The 20856-nt window shown below is 41.2% G+C and carries 15 protein-coding genes; 1 reads left to right on the forward strand and 14 read right to left on the reverse strand.

What is annotated here, in order from left to right:
• Positions 1–21: 21 nt before the first annotated feature.
• On the forward strand, positions 22–828 hold the full coding sequence (locus B9Y81_RS10735) for a head GIN domain-containing protein (RefSeq protein WP_085536928.1): 807 nt from the start codon (positions 22–24) through the stop codon (positions 826–828).
• Positions 829–837: 9 nt separating this feature from the next.
• On the opposite strand, the gene B9Y81_RS10740 is transcribed toward B9Y81_RS10735, so the two are convergent.
• From B9Y81_RS10740 to B9Y81_RS10805, 14 genes are all read right to left on the reverse strand, one after another.
• Positions 838–1845, reverse strand: a complete 1008-nt coding sequence (locus B9Y81_RS10740; RefSeq protein WP_085536929.1) for an NAD-dependent epimerase/dehydratase family protein — start codon at positions 1843–1845, stop codon at positions 838–840.
• A gap of 2 nt (positions 1846–1847) precedes the next feature.
• Positions 1848–2039, reverse strand: a complete 192-nt coding sequence (locus B9Y81_RS10745) for a hypothetical protein (protein ID WP_245832434.1) — start codon at positions 2037–2039, stop codon at positions 1848–1850.
• 46 nt (positions 2040–2085) lie between these two features.
• Positions 2086–2844, reverse strand: coding sequence for a metal ABC transporter ATP-binding protein (locus B9Y81_RS10750; RefSeq protein WP_085536931.1), 759 nt, complete (start codon positions 2842–2844; stop codon positions 2086–2088).
• On the reverse strand, positions 2828–3724 hold the full coding sequence (locus B9Y81_RS10755; RefSeq protein WP_085536932.1) for a metal ABC transporter solute-binding protein, Zn/Mn family: 897 nt from the start codon (positions 3722–3724) through the stop codon (positions 2828–2830). Before B9Y81_RS10755 ends, B9Y81_RS10750 begins: the two co-directional genes overlap by 17 nt.
• A gap of 129 nt (positions 3725–3853) precedes the next feature.
• Positions 3854–4870: a type II toxin-antitoxin system HipA family toxin gene (locus B9Y81_RS10760; protein WP_085536933.1), complete on the reverse strand. Its 1017-nt coding sequence runs from the start codon at positions 4868–4870 to the stop codon at positions 3854–3856.
• Between the two features lie 120 nt (positions 4871–4990).
• Positions 4991–5323, reverse strand: coding sequence for a HipA N-terminal domain-containing protein (locus B9Y81_RS10765; protein ID WP_085536934.1), 333 nt, complete (start codon positions 5321–5323; stop codon positions 4991–4993).
• On the reverse strand, positions 5320–5526 hold the full coding sequence (locus tag B9Y81_RS10770; RefSeq protein ID WP_095996275.1) for a helix-turn-helix transcriptional regulator: 207 nt from the start codon (positions 5524–5526) through the stop codon (positions 5320–5322). The genes B9Y81_RS10765 and B9Y81_RS10770 overlap by 4 nt, the downstream gene beginning before the upstream one ends.
• Positions 5527–5895: 369 nt before the next feature.
• Positions 5896–13218: a T9SS outer membrane translocon Sov/SprA gene (gene sov / locus B9Y81_RS10775; RefSeq protein ID WP_085536936.1), complete on the reverse strand. Its 7323-nt coding sequence runs from the start codon at positions 13216–13218 to the stop codon at positions 5896–5898.
• 35 nt (positions 13219–13253) lie between these two features.
• Positions 13254–13847, reverse strand: coding sequence for a Holliday junction branch migration protein RuvA (ruvA, locus tag B9Y81_RS10780; protein ID WP_085536937.1), 594 nt, complete (start codon positions 13845–13847; stop codon positions 13254–13256).
• 92 nt (positions 13848–13939) lie between these two features.
• A complete protein-coding gene (locus B9Y81_RS10785) occupies positions 13940–15391 on the reverse strand; it encodes a TrkH family potassium uptake protein (RefSeq protein WP_085536938.1) in 1452 nt (483 codons plus the stop codon).
• Positions 15392–15409: 18 nt separating this feature from the next.
• Positions 15410–16747 (reverse strand): Trk system potassium transporter TrkA, encoded by a 1338-nt coding sequence (trkA, locus tag B9Y81_RS10790; protein WP_085536939.1) that lies wholly within the window; start codon positions 16745–16747, stop codon positions 15410–15412.
• 50 nt (positions 16748–16797) lie between these two features.
• Positions 16798–18690, reverse strand: coding sequence for a 1-deoxy-D-xylulose-5-phosphate synthase (dxs, locus tag B9Y81_RS10795; protein ID WP_085536940.1), 1893 nt, complete (start codon positions 18688–18690; stop codon positions 16798–16800).
• A gap of 133 nt (positions 18691–18823) precedes the next feature.
• Complete coding sequence (locus B9Y81_RS10800; RefSeq protein ID WP_085536941.1) at positions 18824–20146, reverse strand: ATP-binding protein; 1323 nt, start codon at positions 20144–20146, stop codon at positions 18824–18826.
• Between the two features lie 205 nt (positions 20147–20351).
• Positions 20352–20843: an AAA family ATPase gene (locus B9Y81_RS10805; protein ID WP_085536942.1), complete on the reverse strand. Its 492-nt coding sequence runs from the start codon at positions 20841–20843 to the stop codon at positions 20352–20354.
• Positions 20844–20856 lie beyond the last annotated feature (13 nt).

A 20856-nucleotide genomic window follows, 5' to 3' on the forward strand; every position in this document is an offset into this window, starting at 1 on the left:
ACTACCTAAATAACAAAAATTATGAAGACGAATATCACTGTATCAATTTGTTTTTTGCTGATTCTGTCCTTCACGGGTTGTATACCGATGAAAACAATAGAAGGGGATGGAAATCTGGTTACAAAAAAAATCAACATAACTGATTTTGACAAATTCTCCGGTTATGGAGGAAAAATGGTAATCAATTATGAACAATCATCCAACGAGGCGGAACTAACTGTTGTAACCGATCAAAACATCTTCGATATTTATTCATTTGAAACGAAAGACAAACACCTTAAAGTTAAGCCTCAAAGGAAATACGAAAAGAGATACCGCATCAGACCAACTGAGTTTACAATCAAAATAAACTCATCAACAATTAAACAGTTTGACTTGGCCGGTGATGCGACACTGAACGTAAACAGTTCGTTAACAGCTATTGAAAAGCTGGGAATAAATATAGCCGGAAGCGGAAACGCCAACCTGCCGGAACGTGTGGAAGTAGGAAGTATTAAAACAGAAATAGCAGGCAGTGGTACAATTAATTTCGCCGAAATGGCCTGTTCTGATTATAAAGGAGATATTGCAGGAAGCGGCACACTGATATTAGGCGGCGAAACCGACAAAGTAAAACTGTCTATCGCAGGAAGCGGCGAAGTGAAAGCTTTCAGTTTACAAGCAAAAGAATTATCCGCCTCAATCGCAGGAAGCGGTGACATAGAAATGACCGTAATCGATAAGATTAACGTAGACATAGCCGGCAGTGGAGATGTTCGCTATAAAGGCAATCCGGCTGATGTGAAAAAGCGTATTGCCGGAGTCGGTTCGGTGGAAAAGGTTGAATAAGCTTATAAGTTAAAGCCAGCCTTCCTTTTTATACCATTCAATAGCTTCTTCCAATCCTTTTCGTAAAGGATATTCAGGAATAAAACCAAGGTCATCCTGAAGTTTCGTAACATCACAAATCCAGTTACGTTGCTTCAGGATGATGTATTTATCCGTATTTAGTGTCATGCTCTTGCCCAACAGCTTGCCGATCGCTTCAGAGCAAATACAAGCCAGATGCACGATAGGCAACGGAATCCTTCCCCGTAACACGCGCTTCTTCTTTAGTATTTCCTGTATCATTTTAGCAAAAGATTCGTCTGTATGCACATCGCCATCGGCTACAAAATAGTGTTTATTCCGTATCGTTTCGTTCTCGAGCGCAAGAAAAGCAACTCGGGCAAGATCTTTTACATAAATAAATGTGATTCGCTGAGGCACACTTCCAGCGGCAAAGTCCACACCAGACTGTACGCTTTTTATTTCCATAAAATAATCTTTCTCTCCGGGGCCATAAACCCCTGTAGGGCGAAGGATCACATACGGAAAATAGTGTTGCGAACGTATATAGTTTTCCGCTTCCAGCTTACTTTTTCCATAAGCCGTGTCCGGACATTGCGGATCATCTAAACGTATCGGTTGAAAGGTAACCTCATCTCCCTTGCCATAGCTACTGAGACTACTCATCAGCAAGAACTTCTTCAACGTATGTCCCGAAGCATGAAGCGCTTCTACTAAATTCTTTGTATAAAGCGTATTAACACGATAGAAATTATCTTTATTAAGCGTTTTAGTCAGGCCCGCGTTGTGCAAAGCAAAATCAAAACTTCCATGTTGCTCTACGACTTCTCTCAGTTGAGTAGTTAAAGCCTGACTATCCTCATAGCGAAGATCAATAAACCGAATTCGTTCATCCTGAAGATTAGAGCGGTCGCTATTCTTTCGTATACCGGCCCAAACTTCATACCCTCTGTTTAATGCCTCCTTAACTAAAAAACCGCCGATAAATCCACTTGCTCCTGTAATCAGAATTCTCATAATTATTCTTTATTATCTTTCATGTAAAATGTATAGTAATACCAAAGCAGACCAATCCAGTTTAGTATCAAAACTGTTAGAATCCACAAAAACTTTTGCCCCCGGGTGATAAACGGATTCTGGGATACGGCCTTAATACCGAATAAAAGCACGGCAACCCAGACAATAAATCCGAACTCCGGCAATCCAATCATACACAACACATTCAAAAGCATAGCGGGTTAGTTTGCAGAATAAATATTAATGTTCGTGCTTCTTTAGCACCCGATGAGGCAGATCACCATGCCCTACAATCTCGATCGGACAATTATACACGTGAGTAAGCCAGTCTTCCGTTACATCGCTTCCCGGGTGATAATGCAATGTTTCATTCACACAAGCAATATTCTTTACCATGCTCACCACTGTACCTATATCATGAGATACCAACACAACAGCACTCTCTTTATTGATTTCCGACAGCAGATCATAAAAATGAGATTCAAACCGTTTGTCTACATACGAATTCGGTTCGTCGAGAACTAATACTTGCGGACGAGAAACAATAGCCCGGCCTAACAGCACACGTTGCAGTTGTCCTCCGGACAATTCGCCGATCGGGCGGGTTGGAAAATCCTGCACTCCCATTTGCTCCAACACTTCATCAATCCGCTTTTCCTGCGCCTTCGTGTAAGAACGAAACAAGGGTTTCTGTTCGGCTAAACCGGAAGCAACCACCTCCCAAACCGAAATTGGAAATTTCTTATCAATATTATTGATCTGAGGAAGATAACCGATCTTAAGAACAGGAACAAGCTGACCGTCTTTATAGAAAGTAATACTTCCCGAAGTAGGAGTCAACAAACCGAGTATTACTTTCAAAAGCGTAGTCTTCCCCCCTCCGTTAGGACCTATAATCCCAAGGAAGTCATCTTTATAAACAGCAAGCGAAACATCCCGCAATACGGTTTTAGTACCGTAAGCCGCGGAAACACCTTTTATTTCAATTATTTTCTCCATTAGCCAACGCCTGAGCAATATGCATCATTTCTTTCTTCCAGTCATAATCCAGCGGATTAATCACGACTAAGTTACAATTTGTTTCCTTTGCCACAAGCTCCGCGTTCTTCTTATCAAATTCCTTTTGAATAAACACCACCTTCGCACCCGATTCTTTTGCTGTATCGATCAGTCTTTTTAGTTGAGCCGGCGAAGGCTCCTTTCCTTCCATCTCAATGCTGAGTTGTGTCAGGTTGTATTCGGCTGAAAAGTAAGTCAGTGCCGGATGATAGATAATAAAGGTGCGGTTGGTTAACGGTGCTAAAAGATTATATATCTCCTGTTCGGTTTGTTCAATCTGGTCCATTAAACGATTATAATTGTTCCAGTAGTACTGCGTATTTTCTTTATCCAACGCGATAAAAGCGTTCAACGTATTCCACGCAATTTTCTTAGCCCCGTTAATCGAGCTCCAGGTATGCGGATCAACCCCATAATGCCCGTGAGTACACTCCTCGCTATGTTCATGATCATGGTCGTGATCATGTTCTTCCGTGTTTTCAATCAACTCCATACCTTCCGACAGATCAAAAACCTGCATATCTTTATTGTTCGCTATTATTTTGGAAATCCATACCTCTTCAAAGCCAAGATGTCCGACTCTAAAATAAGCCTCACTTTTACCAACCTGTACCATCTGTTGAGGAGTCGGGTCATACACTTCCGGGTTCTGACCTGCCGGCACCACGGTATTTATAACAAACTTATCTCCTCCGATTTGCTCCGCGAAATAACGCTGCGGCTCGATAGAAACAGAAACCAAACGTCCCTCTGTTTGCTTACTTCCGCATGAATTCAACACGACTAACAACAATGTAATTAATATCCCTATTTGTTTCATTTGTATCTTTGTTTCATTTACGGTACAAAGATAATCTTTTCGGAATAACTGATTTATTTCCTTTAGTAAAATACCTGAATGTTTTATCGATAGCGTTCGGCGGCAAACGGCAAGCAACCATTTAAACACTTAAATTCCGGAAGTTCTCCTTAATCTCTTTAACCTCTCTTCGTAACTACGAATGTACATCCGTTTTAATTTTTCATCTAAAAATGATTGCTCAGTCAGGGAGTAAACCAATGGTTGAGACAATAAGAATTCATTCAATATCTTTTTTATCTGCACATCCGAAACTCGGATTAACTTCCCCAAAGTCGCAAAGTCGTCCTGACAAGGATGCCCTTTTTGTTTGTATATTTCAGAGTAGTATTTTTTGTCAAATAATCCTCCGGTTAAAGCGAAATCTTCATCATTTACATGCAATGAACTATTCAATAAATCATAGGCAGGGCTCAACACATAATCGCCATTTACCGTTTGTTGCAAAGAAAAGTTTTTCAGGTGAGCATCACCATTCCCAAATAAGTAATTGAAAACAAGCAAACGAAAAAATTTGGTAATTTCCACCTGCCAAGCTGCAACGTACTTAGGAAAAAGCAACCCCATTTCGGTGTAACTCCCTGTATATTTAAACTGTTTCCCGTGAGTTTCGCCGGTTATCTGAAAAAGGGAGGCGAAATCCTCTTGCTTTATTTTGGCGCCCTTCGCATTGATATCAAAACGCTTTGTTATATAGGCAGCTTCTCCATCTTCAAAGAACACTAAGGCATTTTCTGCCGTTTGGATATTATATCCCTGACGAGCTATTTGCATAGTCAAATGTTCATTAGCCGGCATAAATTGACGATGTTGTAGTCGTTTGTAATCCGGAGCCGGCTTTATGAGATACCGCCCCTGAACTCCTTCAGTGGTTAAAACAATTTGTTTCCCATCAACTATGGCAGAATATTTTTCCTGCACTCCTGAAATCGAAATCAGACCAATGTTTTCGTCAAGAATAAGTCGATGACTGTCATCATTTGAGAAACCAAGGATATGACTAACTTTCTTATTATCGAATACCCGGCGGATAGCTGTAGGACTATAGGTACTAAAACCAACAGAAAGCATCCCCGGACAATTTTTTATTTCGAGCCTTTTTGCCATACTTAATGCCTTTTTAAAATTTCCAAAAAATAGAATACCACGATGTTTTTTCGCCCTGCATTGAGTTTCTTTTCGGACTATCTCCTCGATAACAACTCTCAAAACAACAACGGGCAAAATTTAAACGGGCTCTAAAATCTGTTTGATCGTTATTGCCCCAATCGTATCGTTATGTGCTACTGCCAGAAGTAAACTAAAATAATCGTTTTCATCAATTTTGCACTTTCCCGTCTGCACCTGTTTATTCACCCCTTCCGGTAACATATTGAAAAAAAACGGGAATATTGTTGGGGAGTAATATTCTTTCTTCGACTTAGGCAAAGTAAGGCTTATAGCAGTTTTTGTACTGTCACCCAAATAATCATCCGTATAACAAAACAGATAAGAACCATCTGTGTTTTCAGTTAAAACACCTGCCAGGTCATTATTAACAAAAACATTTGCCTTTCTCATAAATTATCTAAATTCTTTATCGACAAATTGAGCGACATCCCTAATACATCCGCAATTTTATTCAGTGTATTCAAAGACGGATTTGCTTTACCCGTTTCTATTTGCTTAACAGTTCGCAGTGCAACTCCGGAAATATCAGCTAAGTCCTGCTGTGTTATCCCTAACAGCAGGCGTCTTTCCTTTATTTTGTTATAAATATCCATACAGTGTATTATAATGCACTTTCGAGCAAATATATAATATAAATATCACCCGAACAACAAAATAGCTAATATATTGCACTTTTAGAATTTCACCCGTAAAAACCCGTCCAATTAATACCGAAAAAACGTGAATAAAAAATGAGTAAAATCCCACTTCATTAACAAGCGATTTTCAACAATACTATATATAAAAAAAGATATCCTTTATTTTTCAAAAAATATCCTTTATTTTCCCCAAAATAACCTTTATGTTTTTGGCCACAATTTACAAGCTGATTTACAGCACATTACAGCACCTCAAAAAAAACGAATATCCGAGCCCGATTTTAACTTAAAATGGTGAAGAAGGTGGGTGCTTTTTCGGGCGGGTTACTGTGCCAGCGAGAAACGAACTGTTACGCCGTAATTTGAGTTGGAGGTTGGGAAGGAGGCGCTGGAAACTAATGGTTCGTTGATTTGCAAATCATAGAAAGCGCGCAAAGTAAGCGAACGGCTTAAGCCATAGTCTGCGGAAAACTGGATTGTTTTAGCCACATTGCCGGATGTAGGTTGTGTGAGTCCGTCGTCTATCTTACGGATCAGGGATTGCATACGGCGATGAGAAAAGTCTACGCGGACAGTCAGGTCATTACTGAAGTTTTCCGTTTTCTTCATACCCAGGGCTTTATTAAATTCGGTTAGCTTATAACCAACACCTACAACTATTTCATTCATTAGCGCCTCTACCAACTGGTAAGAGGAGATGTTGAGGTTAAGGCTTCGTGTTTTTCTGAATTCCAGCCTTGAAGTGATATTGTTTAAGAAGGTAGCATCCACACCGAACAGCGGATTGAATCCTTCCGTTATATTCACGGCCGAAATAGAATAGGGCGAGGAAGGGATACCGTTTACAAAGCCCATTCCATTGCCGGCTGCGTCCCATTGCAGGAATGAGGTATACGACCCTACGTTATAAGAAGATCGGTATTGATGGCTTAGAATTACACTTTTGAAACGATCTTTTATAAACGGCAGACGAATCAGTCCGTCGTACGTTATTTTCCAGTTCGGACGCAATCGGGATAAAGAAGGGAACGGGGTTAGCCCTACCTTAGACGCATTCTGTCCGGTATAAGCCGCTAAAAACGCGGGAATTAACACATCGGATGAGTTGCGGTTTATTTTGGCTGAGTTCGGAGAAACGCTCTCCATATTATTATCTATACGGGAAGCGATTACCTCGCGATTTGTCCGTAATTGTTCGAATGCTTTTGAGGTATATCCGTTTCTTTGGTCTCCTATACCCTGAAAAGCCGTTCCGAAAGTAATTAGCGTCATGGTATAATTACCTCCGAAGGTTTCGGGCATTCCATTTAGCATAAATTTGATATCGGTCGTCTTGGTTTCCACACGGTTGGCATTCAGGTCGATCTTTAATCCGGGAAATGGTTCCAGATTAGCGCGTACATTCAGTGTGGTAGCTCTGCTTATCATCGCCGGTGTAATGATGGATTCGTCCATTACCAACCAACCTCTATCCGCTACCTCATCAATATAGGAGCGTCTTACATCTCCGAAAGCAAAACCAATTCCGGGCGCCATTCCGGCGGTATAATTCTTTTGTCCAAATATCGACCCGATCTCCGGCCTGAATCCCGGCAGCATCATCCCATCCGTCATCGAATATTGAATGTTCACCCGGCGTAGCATCATGGCGAAACGCGTCAGGTGTTGAGCTGTTTTAAAGATAAAATCTTCGGTAGGAGCTGGTCCCGGTTTAATGAACAGTTTCAGCTGCGCTGTATCTCTGTTGAGAATTCTTACGCTTGCAAAGTCTATCGGTTTAAATTTGACCGGATATATTTTACCATCTGCGCCTCTTGCCCGAATATGCAGTTTTTTCGTAAGCATGCCATGTCGAACAACTACGCCACTATCCGGACTTAGTGTTACCTCTCTCTCCAATTCTACCGGTTTACGCTTCTGAACTGTTTTTTGGGTACTGGTTCTTGTTCTGCCGAATTTCTGGTTTACCTCCTTGAGGTATTTATTTTTATTATACAGATTAATTAAATTCAGTCCTCCCTGAATGTCAAATTGACGTTGGTTTCTAATCGTATTACCTACTTCGGAGGCATCGATTGTAGTTACGCGCTCCCAATTGTACGTTGCGTTGTAAGACAATGAGGTGGTTACCCAATCCAAAACCGGCACAAAATGCAAGGGAACGTTATAGGTTGCCATAAAGGTCTGGTCGTACTTCATCGGGGTTCCCAAATCAAGTATACTTTGTATCACTGAATCTTTCCACACCTTGTACTGATCAGGGTTCAATTGCTTATTCACCTGCATGTAAGGTTCTTCAATACGCGCGTTTGTACCTGAGGTAAAGGCCATATTCAGGTTGTTTGTCAATGCCCACGACAAACTGAAAGCTCTGTCCCAGTTAAAATTCTGGCTAAATGAAACCGGTATATTCGAATTTTCCGTGTTGTTCAGATCACGTAATTGAATTTCATAATAGTTGCGCGTCATCGCCGTTTGGAAACTAATATTTGAAGGTAGATAATTCAGCGCTAACTGCTTTAGGTACTTAACATAGCCATTATTGTGCTTTATTTTTTCGAATGGTCGCAAAGGTTTGGCATACGGGGTATAATTGTACGCGAAATTACCATTGTAATCCTTCGTTGTTTCATACGCAGTTTCCGGATTCCTGATCTTGTTTTCACGGAAAGAATAACCGATAGAAAAGTTTGCCGGGTCATAAGGCATTGGTGTTTTACTCTTGATGTTCACCCTTACATTGTTAAATGCTATCCCTTTGGATACGGCAACATCTTGCGAGAACGATTTAATCGAATCTTTCTCGGCCTTTGTCTCCACATTATCTAACGCGTCTTTCAACTTTATATCCTTATCTAACGGATTATATTTGGGAGATAAAACTTCTTTTGAATAGGAGTAGAAAACCGGTATGCTCACTTGCGCTTTTTCGGGAAAGAATTTACCCAATTCCACATTCGTAGAAACACTGAATTGTGAGAAATCATCCAACCTCCGCTCGTTAATGGACTGATCTAACGCTCCGAAGCCTGCGGTTTCCATTCTTCCCGCCAGATTCACCGTACCCAGATCGGAGAGATTAACATTCAGGCTCGCATTTGCCGCCCAGCCTCCTTCTTCATTATAATCTGTAAGGCGTAACTCATTCACCCATATTTCTCCGCTCTTACGCTCTTTTGACGTATTCCGTATTCCGATCATGATCGTCTTCACCTCAGCCAGACTGGGATTTCCTATCACACTGATCGTATTGCGGGTATTATCCGGGTCATTACTTGAAAAGACCTGCTGATAGTTCACTCCTTCCCTACCTTCTCGCCGCGCTTTATTCCGCGCTAATTTCAGATCGGTTAAGATCTCCAGATTGAAGTTCAGCATATTACTTTGCGGCCATACAATATCTGCTTGTGTAGAATTATGGGGAGTTAATTGCAACGGAACCTCGTATTCATAATAATTATTCTTGTAGTCCGATCCTAATCGAAGGAATATGGTAAAATCGCCATTCTGCAAATTAGTTTGATTACCGATCAAAGCCTCTGCGTGGGTAAATAATTGCATCCGTTTGTATTGACGCAAATCGTAACTTGTGTTTTTATAAACAGCACGCGCGTCTTGTGAAGCCAGGTCTGTTACCTTTAAAGACAAAGATTGTTCATTTTGTAGTTGTATCTGAGGCTGTCCCGGATCGTGCGCACGGCTAACACCCGGAGGTAACACATAGTTTACCGGTTCTTTACGTCCGTTTTCCTCAATATTAACGGTAGAAACATCAAGTGTTCCTTTATTCGTAGGCAAACTACCCGGAGCAGATAAATCCTGTTCATAAGTACGCCACTCACCGCGCACCAACTCAAATTTACCAAAACGAAGTATTGTTGTTTCTTTAAAATCAGTCATAAACATACGCATGAAACGTATGGATTTGAAATCTTGAATAGATCCCACCTTAGTTTGAGGTTGCTTAATCGGAATCTTGAACTGATACCAGCTGATTGTTTCTTCTGTTCCGTTCGCCAATCGAACCTTTACCTGTTGCTCATTAACAATGTAGTTGTCTCCTACATTCATCTTTTCAGGACGCAGTTCAACTTTATACTGGAAGTATTTTTCATTTTTATTCAGGTTGTTGTCCTGATTTAAATCTTCAACATCCGGCAAAGTACGGGAAGCCGCATTAAAATTACCGGAACTTTCAGCCGAGTTACCTTCTGTTCCATTATACCGTTTGTATCTGGTGAGAATATCAGCACTCTCATCATAATACCCCCCCCGAAAATAATGAAACGTATCTCCTGCCGGATCATTACGTACGGAGAAAGGATCATTCAACATCTTATTCCACACATCTCCTGATAATTTAGACTCTAACTTTGCCAGAAAATCCCGGTAAGCAGGATATGTTTTTTCTTCTTCAGAAGACAGACCGTTCAAACCAACATCTTGCAAGGCTCTTGCACCGGCAGTATTATCAAATGCGTAAACAGTACTTTGCATCCGTGGCACCTTACCCCATGCAGTAAAGTCAATCTTTGTAGTGTCTCCATCAATGGGAAGTCCATTCTCGAAAAATTTCTTTTCATCTTTAAGTATATCTTCTGATATCTCCCCTAAATTAAAATAGAGATCACCGCCTGAAACTTTATTGTCGTAGATAAAAGGATCCATCATCCAGAACTCGATGTATTCAATATTAGCGGTTTCAAAGTCGCTTTGATCTATTTTACGCATAATACCTCCCCAGCGTTTTTCCGGATTCTGTAATGTGCCATCAGGATTTACTTGATCCGCATCAAGGTTATACGGTCCTCTTTCTTTCGGATAATAGGCTAAATTTAATACGGATAAGGTGTTGTCGGAATAAGCACCCTGATCCATGTTCGGGAATAATTCCGTTGTTTTAACCGCACGCATATAATGATTGGACAGCATATCTTTATCAATGCCCGACGGTCTTAAATTAGATCGTTCGCGGGTAAAAAGACCATCAATATAATACCAGGCTAATAAGGATCTGTTTTTTCCATACTCAATATCGTTTGTAAGGCCTGATTCAGGAAACAACTCAATATCCGAAATGCCATTCGTTGCCCGGGCAGGCACGCTGGCTAATGTCCACGGATAAGGGTTAAGCAAGTCGAACCCACTCTGTGTTGACTCAAAGTCATCCAGATATGAATACCCTCCTGTATTTTTATTTTCATAATGTCCGGCTATTAAATGTGCGAATTCGGCATTAAACGCGATCTGACTTGGTTTAGTCAACGTAAGTAGGGGCAGTTTGTCCAACATATTAGTCAGCCATTGACTTTCCGTTCGGTATGACATGTTTACCCCCCAAAGCGTATTTTTGATCGACTCATCACCAAAAGCCGTCTTTGTTGTAAGAGGCATTTCAGACAAATGCATAATGGTTCCACCCAACGTCAGGTTCTTGCTTAATTCATAACTCAGGTCAAGTCCCATCATGGTTTTACGCTGCATGCTGAACATTCCGCGGTCTTCAAGCGAAACGCTGATAGATTGTCCACTTGCAATAATAGCTTCATTCAATATCGTGACACGACCGGATGTATAATCTACGGTATAATCTACATTTTCGGTTAGCGTTGCCCCTCCGGCAGTTACACGTACCGAACCTCGGGGTACATTACTTGCTCCAAGTTCAATATCGGCTGCCGATGATGCTTTGTATTCCCCTCTAAGGATAAACTTGTTTTTTTCTGCTATTTGGCTGGCAGCGGTTAGTGTTGTGTCGTATAATTCCTGAAACACATACTTATCCGCAATCGCATTATTATTAATTTTCTTCCGCAGGTGAGAACCAAAAGGCTCTACAACAGGGAAAATAATCTTCCCGTTTTCAGCAAGAATCGTATAGCCTTCCAGAAAGTCATAAAACCCATCCGGATACGGTTGATTTTGCGAATTAAGACGGTCCAAATTCATAACACGCAAAAGAATTGAATCTTTGATCGCGCCTTCAGACAAATAATTCATGTAAGTTCCGGTTGTATCGCTTTGATAAAGTATGTCTAACCGGAATTTCTCATTTTGTACGGCATAGGCTCCGAGTGAATAAACATTCTTCATCATCAAATCCCAGAAAGGCATTATGGGAGACATATTCACACCTTTCAGCAGTTTCACATACAAACTGGTTGTAGTTTTCTCCGCATTATCCGTCGAGAATTCCCCTACCTGATAAGGTTGTCCGTTATATGTATATTCAAAAGCTACAGCTAATGCTTCATCCGGTTGCAACTGTGATTTAAGAGAAATATAACCCAAATACGGATTGTAGGAATACTCCGACGCATCCAAAAGGCGGGCACTTTCTATTCCTTCATAATCCAGTCCTCCTTCAATGAAGCCTTTAAAAGTCTGTTCTACTTTATTAATTTCACGAGCTCCGGAATAATTATTTACGATGGTTTCATATACTGTGTTCGCATCATTACGCGGATTCTCTCCTCCTCCTTTCGAAGTAAACTGCGGATTGGATATACGTTTACTTTCCGCCAAATCAGAAAAAGCAACGATATTACGTACCTGATCATAATTCCCTCGCTTATTGGTTACCCAAACTTCTACACGGCTGATAAGCACACCGGAACGCACATTTGGTGCTTGGTTGGAGAAATTATCGTATGTATCCCGGAAAAAATGAGAAAGAAAGAAGTGCCGGTTCTCGTCATACGCATCAACTTTAATCTCGAAAGGCTGGGTTTGCACACCACCACGGGAATTAACCGTTTTTGATTGTGATTCCTGCTGAGCAAGTAAGGCGTTGACTCTTAATTTCCCAAACTGGAGATCGGCTTTCATTCCAAACAAAGCGGCTCCACCGTTGATCAGTGAATTATTGGTTGTCATGCTTACATTACCGGCTTCCAACGATTTAATGATCTCGTCTTCTTCTCCGGTGTAAGCTAATTTCAACCGTTTTGAGTCGAAGTCGAATGAGGTTTCCGTATTATAATTCATCCCGAAGTTTACCTTCGTACCTACTTTGGCATTTACGTTTAATTGGACTGCTTCGTCAAAATTAAAGAAAGTTCGTGTTTGAGCACGTGCCGGCAGAGAAGGATTTTTCGTAGAATTTCGTTTCAACCCTAACGTAATATCAGCACTTCCCTGGGTTTTCACTTGTACACCACCCGGACCAAAGATACGTTCACCTATACCCAGGTCGAATTGCATATCGGTCAGGTTAAATTCTTTTTCTGCTTCTTTACGGAATTCTTCTTCATTTCGCTGACGGTAATAAGCACGGAGAGACTCCTGCATACTGTAATTCTGATACTCTTCAGGAGTCAACGTCATAGGCGTTCCTAATTCCATATCCCCCAGACGGGTTCGTACAATATAAAAACCGGTTTTAAGGTCGTATTCAATGGTTGTCTTTATATTATCCGGAGCTTTAAGATCAGCGGGAGTGCGTTTTTTAAGGTCATCATATTCCTGAGGGGTTATTTTGGATACCGGATAACGAGGCGGGATGGAATCTTCCTGAGCTGATTCCACCAATGCCATCTCCGGGAATGTCGCGTTAGATATCAGAAAGTCCGCACTCAGCGAATACAGACCTACTCCGAATAGAAACAGAGACAACCACAGTATATATTTTAATACCTTATATTTCATTCTGTCAATAACAATCCCCCAACACGATCACAGTATTATAACATTCGTAACGCGGCTTTAATAACCTGTTCTACCAATAAACCCGGAGCATCTTTCAAGATCGCGACAACTGCTTTTTGAGAGGGAGCTTTCTGAAAACCCAACATTGTAAGGGCAGCTATAGCTTCTTCCGCTACAGTTCCTCCTGCATAAGTTCCCGTAACCGAAGTACTATCACCACCGATTGAAGCCGTTTTCACTTTATTCTTCAGGTCAACCAAAATTCGTTGAGCGGTTTTAAGTCCGATACCTTTTACGGATGTCAGTGCCGTTTCATTTTTGTTCGCAATTACCTGAATCAATTCGGAAGGAGGAAATGACGAAAGGATCATTCTCGCTGTATTCGGGCCGACGCCGGATACCGTTATCAGCATAAGAAAAAGCTCCCGTTCCGTTTTTTCAGAGAAACCGAACAACAGGTGAGCATCTTCACGGATTACTTCATAGACATAGATCAATCCATTCTTTTTTCCGTTAAATGCGCTATATGTATTTAGTGATATATTCAATTCGTAGCCTATACCGCCACACTCCAAAATCATGCGTGCCGGTGTTAATTCAGCGACTTCACCTCGTATGTATTCTATCATTTATTTCTGATTTAATAAATCCGTATCTATTATAACGTAAAAAAACGTAAAACCGTATATCAGAACTGAATTTGTTTTTCGCTGATATTCCGTTATTGCTTCCAGAAGCCGGGAACTAATATCGTTAAAACAGTAAATATCTCCAGACGCCCCACCATCATAAGAAAGCCAAGGTACCATTTAGCCACATCAGGTATCGATGCATAATTAGCAACCGGTCCCAGCTCTCCTAAAGCAGGACCAACATTTCCCATACAAGAAACGGCCGCGCCCACTGCTTCTTCAAATCCCATGCCAAGAAATGCCAAAATCAGACAGCTGATCGCAATTAATCCTAGATAAGCAAAGACAAATGCCAATATCCGGTGCACCAAGTCGGCACTGATCGCCCGTCCGTTTATTCTAACCGGAATCACGGCATGAGGGTGTGTTTGTTTTTTGAACGAATTGGAAAGATTTTTCGCCAGAACCACAAACCGAGACATTTTCAAGCCACCGCTCGTTGAGCCCGCACAGCCGGAAATCAGCATCAGCAACAATGCGACAACCCAGAAAAAAGGTCCCCAGCTTATATAATTATCTGTCGCAAAGCCCGAGCCTGTTATCAGCGTAACTACCTGAAACGCCGCTGAACGTACAGCATGCTCTCCCTCCAGATAACTATTCATGCTGACCCAAGCTGTTATAACGACTGTACCAACCAGCACAAATCCGCTGAACCAACGAAACTCTTCATCATGAAACAAGCGTTTGAACTGTCCTTTAACACAGAAATAGATCAGACTCATATTTAATGCTCCGATAAACATAGAGCCTATCGAAACATACTCTACATACGCTGAGTTCCAATAAGCCAGACTTGTATTTTTTGTAGAATATCCCCCTGTCGAGATCAAGGTCAGGGCATGATTGGCCGCGTCGAAAACAGTCATTGGTCCGATAAGAAGCAAAAGAAATACACAAAGTGTCAGTAACAGATAAACACCCCAAATACGTTTTGCAACCTGTGTTACACGCGGCAGAAAACGTTCGTGGGTAATACCTGTCGTTTCAGCTTCAAACATTTGGGAAGCACTCACGCCAAAAATGGGAAGAATAGCCACCGTAAATACGATCACCCCTATCCCACCCTGCCATTGCGTCAGGCTTCGCCAAAACAATATACCGGGAGGCAATGATTCTATGTCAGTCATGATCGAAGCGCCCGTCGTTGTAAAACCGGAGATAGTTTCAAAGTATGCATCTGCCAGAGAAGTCGTGTAGCCTCCCAAGCAATAAGGAAGCATGCCCAGAAACGAAATCAACAACCAGGTCAGCGTTACAATCAACATGCCTTCCCTTCTACCATGCCCCGGATCTGTCGCGTTATGTCCTATCATCAAAAAAACAGCTCCGGTCAGCAGCATAATGCCACAAGAAATCAATAGGGGATGAAGATCACTGCTTCCATAAATCAGGGATACAATTACGGCAGATGACATAAACAAAGACTCAAGTATAAACATGAGTCCCAATATCTTAATAACGAATCGTATATTCGGCATCGCTATTTCTATCTAAAATTATCTAAAATATTTTTCCAAATCGCTGATCGCGTTTCCTAAACAAAACACCACGACATGATCATTACCTTGCAATTGCGTATCTCCTTCAACCATCATTGGCACACCGTTACGGATCAATCCTCCAAGCGTAATATTTTTGTGTAGCTTTAAATCTTTAATTGGTTTTTGAGTTAGTTTCGAACCCGGCTTTATCACTACCTCGGCTACATCCGCGTTCGAAAATGTCAGGAATTTCATATTCGAAACATCCGCGTCCAACAAAAACTGATAGATATTTCCGGCAGCGATCAGTTTCTTATTGATTACCGTTCCCAGGTCTATGTCATTGGCCAAAGGAATATAATCAATATTTTCCACCTGGGCGATCGTTTTGAACACACCGAATTGTTTAGCGGCCAGGCAGGCCAGAATATTGGTACTTGGATTATCGGTAAGCGCGATGAAAGCCTGCGCATCGTTGATTCCTTCCTGAATCAACAATTCCGTATCGCGTCCGTCACCGTTAATAACCAACACATTGCCCGGAGCAACTTCGGCAAACGACTGACTTGTTTCTTTTTCTGTTTCCAGCACTTTGATCCGTATATTATTCGGCAGATACTGGCATGCCCGCAACGCAATGCGGCTTGCCCCCATAATAAATACCTTCTTTACTTCCGGATTACTTTTCCCGGCATGGACCTGTACATCTTTCACATGCGATTTGGTGGTTGTAAAAAAGAGAATATCCCCGGCTTCAACCCGGTCTGTTCCTCCGGGTATGATCGTGTTATTTCTTCTTTTAATCGCAACAATATGATAGAGTTTGTCTTCGTCTTTCAATTCATTCAGGCACTTACCTGCCAGGCGCGAATTAGCCCTGATTTTCACACCTACCAATATCAGCATTCCGCCGAACAATTCCCAATACTGTCTTGCCCACGGATATTTTACAGCAGTTACAATCTCGCGTGCCGCCAGCATTTCGGGATAAATCATCGCATTGATCCCTAATTTTTCAAACAGTTCCTTATTCTTCGGAAGGAGATATTCGTAATTATTTATGCGGGCGAATGTTTTTTCCGCACCCAGATTAGCTGCTAAAATACAAGCCGTGATGTTTGTCGTTTCATGAGGGGTTACGCTAATAAAAAGATCAGCACGTTCAATCCCGGCATTTTCCAAATCATGTAATGAAGTAGGGTTTCCTACCATTGGCAAAATTTCAGAGCTGGAGCCCGGCAAAAGCAATCGCTCTTCGTCCGGATCCATTAATATGATATCATGCTTCTCCTGTGATAACATCTTGGCAAGATGCGTTCCAACTTCACCGGCTCCGGCAATAATAATCTTCATTTTCTAACTTTTAATAATAAAGGAAGTTTCACACCCAAAACCGTCGTTCTTCAGAAAGAACGAATAACACGTTCAATACCCTGCGCGTCCATATCGCACAACCGGAGCAGTTCAGAAACCGAACCTTGCTCAATAAATTGATCAGGCACTCCGATGCGCTTAATCCGTGGCGTATAACCATTGTCGGCCATAAACTCAATTACCGCACTACCTAACCCTCCTTTGCGAACACCGTTTTCCACTGTAATTACACGCGAGAAGTTCTTTCCCACCTCGTGCAACAGCTCCTCGTCCAGCGGCTTCAGGTAAATCATGTCGTAATGAGCAATTGACCCGGCTTCGCCATTCAGCGAATCAATAGCCTTAGCCACCTCATTTCCGATCGGACCAATCGACAGCACTGCTATATCTTTACCGTCACGCAACTTTCGCCCTTGTCCTATCGGTCGCATTTCCGGATCATTTCTCCAATTTGTTTTTTCACCTTTCCCTTTCGGATAACGAATAACAAAAGGCTCATTACACTTGTATGCCGTGTACATCAGGTTGCGCAATTCCCACTCGTCATAAGGCGAAGCAATAATCAGATTCGGGATTGGGCGAAGATAAGCCAGATCGAAAACACCATGATGTGTCGCGCCGTCTTCTCCAACCAAACCACCCCTGTCAAGACAGAAAATAATATGCAACTTTTGTATAGCCACATCGTGTATTACCTGATCATAGGCTCGCTGCATAAAAGACGAGTAAATGTTACAGAAAGGAATCATTCCCTCTTTAGCCATTCCGGCGGAGAAAGTCACCGCATGCGCCTCGGCAATACCTACGTCAAACGCCCTTTCCGGCATAGCCTTCATCATGTGGCACATGGAGCAACCGGTAGGCATTGCGGGTGTCACACCTACAATACGTTTGTCTTTTTCGGCCAATTCCACCAGTGTCAGGCCAAATACCTCCTGATACAATTGAGGCTGGTTTAAATTATCGGGAATAATACGCTCACCGGTTTCTTTATTGAATTTACCCGGCGCATGCCATTCAATCGCCGATTTTTCCGCGGGCTCGTATCCTTTCCCTTTTTTAGTTTTGATATGCAATAATTTAGGTCCTTGCATATCTTTTATATCGTTTAGAACCTTCACTAAATAATTCACATCATGTCCGTCTACAGGACCGAAATAACGTATACTAAATCCTTCAAAAAAGTTATGCTGTTGCGTGATCAATGCTTTCAGGCTATTATTAAAGCGCAAAATACTGCCTCTCCGCTTTTCAGTAATGATATTCATTTTTTTCAGCCCTTTGTAAACATCATAACGCATCTTGTTGTAAGCATAGCTCGTTGTGATATCTACGAGATACTGATTCAGACCACCTACATTATTATCGATAGCCATATTATTATCATTCAGGATGATCAGTAAATTATTAGGATCAGACGCGGCATTGTTGAGCCCCTCAAACGCAAGCCCACCCGTCATAGAACCATCTCCTATTACAGCCACCACATGGCGATCTTCTTCCTTTTTCAGGTTAGACGCGACCGACATACCCAAAGCAGCAGAAATAGACGTAGACGCATGCCCCGCAATAAAAGCGTCGTACTCACTTTCTTTCGGATTCGGGAAGCCGCTTATTCCATTCAATTTCCTAAGCGTATTGAATTTTTCCCTTCTTCCGGTCAATATTTTATGCCCATAAGCCTGATGTCCAACATCCCAGACAATCCGGTCGAAAGGCGTATTAAACACATAATGAAGAGCCACTGTTAACTCCACAGTTCCCAGACTCGCACCTAAATGGCCGGGATTAACGGAGAGAACATCAATAATATATTGACGTACGTCTGCACATACCTTTTCTAAATCCTCCTGCGGCAGTTTTCTCAGATCTTCAGGCGAATTAATCTTATTCAGAAAAGGCCCATATATAGATTCCGCCATACAATTTACTTTTTTAATGCGACAAAGTTACAGAATAAACGTCACATAACATCTCATATTGCTTCAGATTTGGAAAAGGCCGCAATGACAATCACCCGTTTGAGTTTCTTCTGCTAATAAAAGAATTACTAAATCACATATCCTCCAGTGACAAACATACCATTTCAATCTGATACTTAGGCAACAATTTATTCCTAAGTTGTTCCACCTTTGCTTTCAATAGTTCTGGCTTGAAATTTTTCTTTTGCCGTTTTATTTCGGCTGCTACTGCCTGGTTTTTCTCCAATTTTAGGGCAACAATATCAATTTCATTCTGATTACCTTTAAGCTCCCACCACGAACCGATAGCACGATATTGGAAACTTTCGGCAAGCTGCTGTTTGAAATATCTTTCTAACATGATACCCGAATAAGTCGGATAGTCCGATTTGATGATAACTTGTAATACATTAAAGTTTTTTATCTCTATCAGCGAACGATAACGGTCAAAATAGTTGAACCAAAATCGGATAAAGTTATCCTGTATCTCATACCGAACAGTTTGACTTCCTTCTTTTGATAATATTGGACGTTGACGAACAATAATATTATAATCCTCAATCAATCGTTTGATTTGACCGCCAATACTTTTATTTCCTAACGCGGCTTCTATCTCGGGTTGCGTATTGATACCGCCCGAAATAGCACTTAGGATAGAGAAGTAGGTAGCATAGTTTTTCCCGAACTCTTCTATCAGTAAGTTTTTTCCTTCATCAGTAAAGGGGGAGTTTTCCCGAACCATGAAAGAAATCATCTCATCTACACTCAATGTGATATTATCACAGAACAGTTCAACATACTTAGGGATTCCACCTGTAAAAGAATAAAGCGCAAGTAAATCATCATTGGTGTAATTGGGATTGTTGTCACGCATAATTTCTTTCAGCGTAGTTAAATCAAAAGCCGATAGTTTAATGATATTATCTGCCCTGCCAAACAGAGGTTCTTTCTTGTTTTGGAATATTTTCTGCATCAACGAATAAATAGAACCGGATACAATCAGATTCATTTTAGACTTTTTCCGGTAGCTGTCCCATATATTCTGCATGTCGCTATACACCGAATCATTGATGTTGTAAAACTCCTGAAATTCGTCAACAACAAGATTAAACGCTTTTTGTGAAGCCAACTCCATGAGATATTGGAACAATGATCGAAAAGTACGTATTTCAGCAGGAACAAACGTATCAAGCGATTGACTAATAATCGGAATAAACTCAGAACAAAGTGTTGCTTCGCTTTTACGACCCACAAACAGATAGACAGTCGGTAAATTCTCGACTGACTTCATGATAAGACTTGTTTTACCAATCCTCCTTCTTCCGGTGACTACTGTCAGACGAGAATGGTCACTAAACGATAATTTTTGTATTCGTTGCAACTCAGCCAACTCATTTGTTCTGTTATAAAACTTCATATTCCTCTTTAGTTACATCCGTAACAGTTACGGTGGTTACAAAGATATGTGAAAAATTGAATACGCAGTCATCTTTCTCAATTTTAAGCCTATATCATAAAACTAAGTACTCAAATTAACAGATAATCGAGGGGATTGAGTGGCTATCACCAGAATCACTGGCCGGGTATCACCGGAATATATAAAATTGAACGAACACTAAAGATCACTCAGGAGAATTGCACCCTTCTGTCAAATCAATAACCAACCAACCGCTTTCGCTACTTTTAAAATACGATAATTGTTCATCACTGAGATTGTCTTTAAGGACTGCAAAACATAAAAGATGTGTAGGACGAGCAAAATTATGGCTCTGCTTTAATAGAGGATTATTGAAGAACTCGGCGTCTCGCTTTTTCGTTGCAGGTTTTGATTGAACGACAAGTTTTTTTGTTTCATAGGCCTTATAAAAAGTCTCAACATACATTGTTGCACAATGAGTTTGACCTTTCACGGAGTGAACAGAGCAAATTTCAGTTGGAATACCATCTAATTTAATAGCATCAAGAATAGCAGACTTACCTGAATCATTTTCACCAATCAATACATTAAGCCCCTTATTAAGAGGAACCTCTAAGTGAGGAATAGTCTCTTCTGTTACTTCTTCCGAATTTCCATACTTACGAAAATTCCAAAGTTTTAATGATGAGATATACATTAGTTCTACATAT

Source organism: Massilibacteroides vaginae (assembly GCF_900178525.1).
GTDB classification, from domain to species: Bacteria; Bacteroidota; Bacteroidia; order Bacteroidales; family Tannerellaceae; genus Massilibacteroides; species Massilibacteroides vaginae.

Coding starts and splice junctions, on each gene's coding strand:
- B9Y81_RS10735 (WP_085536928.1), top strand. CDS start 22: ATGAAGACGAATATCACTGTATCAATTTGTTTTTTGCTGATTCTGTCC.
- B9Y81_RS10740 (WP_085536929.1), bottom strand. CDS start 1,845: ATGAGAATTCTGATTACAGGAGCAAGTGGATTTATCGGCGGTTTTTTA.
- B9Y81_RS10745 (WP_245832434.1), bottom strand. CDS start 2,039: ATGATTGGATTGCCGGAGTTCGGATTTATTGTCTGGGTTGCCGTGCTT.
- B9Y81_RS10750 (WP_085536931.1), bottom strand. CDS start 2,844: ATGGAGAAAATAATTGAAATAAAAGGTGTTTCCGCGGCTTACGGTACT.
- B9Y81_RS10755 (WP_085536932.1), bottom strand. CDS start 3,724: ATGAAACAAATAGGGATATTAATTACATTGTTGTTAGTCGTGTTGAAT.
- B9Y81_RS10760 (WP_085536933.1), bottom strand. CDS start 4,870: ATGGCAAAAAGGCTCGAAATAAAAAATTGTCCGGGGATGCTTTCTGTT.
- B9Y81_RS10765 (WP_085536934.1), bottom strand. CDS start 5,323: ATGAGAAAGGCAAATGTTTTTGTTAATAATGACCTGGCAGGTGTTTTA.
- B9Y81_RS10770 (WP_095996275.1), bottom strand. CDS start 5,526: ATGGATATTTATAACAAAATAAAGGAAAGACGCCTGCTGTTAGGGATA.
- sov (WP_085536936.1), bottom strand. CDS start 13,218: ATGAAATATAAGGTATTAAAATATATACTGTGGTTGTCTCTGTTTCTA.
- ruvA (WP_085536937.1), bottom strand. CDS start 13,847: ATGATAGAATACATACGAGGTGAAGTCGCTGAATTAACACCGGCACGC.
- B9Y81_RS10785 (WP_085536938.1), bottom strand. CDS start 15,391: ATGCCGAATATACGATTCGTTATTAAGATATTGGGACTCATGTTTATA.
- trkA (WP_085536939.1), bottom strand. CDS start 16,747: ATGAAGATTATTATTGCCGGAGCCGGTGAAGTTGGAACGCATCTTGCC.
- dxs (WP_085536940.1), bottom strand. CDS start 18,690: ATGGCGGAATCTATATATGGGCCTTTTCTGAATAAGATTAATTCGCCT.
- B9Y81_RS10800 (WP_085536941.1), bottom strand. CDS start 20,146: ATGAAGTTTTATAACAGAACAAATGAGTTGGCTGAGTTGCAACGAATA.
- B9Y81_RS10805 (WP_085536942.1), bottom strand. CDS start 20,843: ATGTATATCTCATCATTAAAACTTTGGAATTTTCGTAAGTATGGAAAT.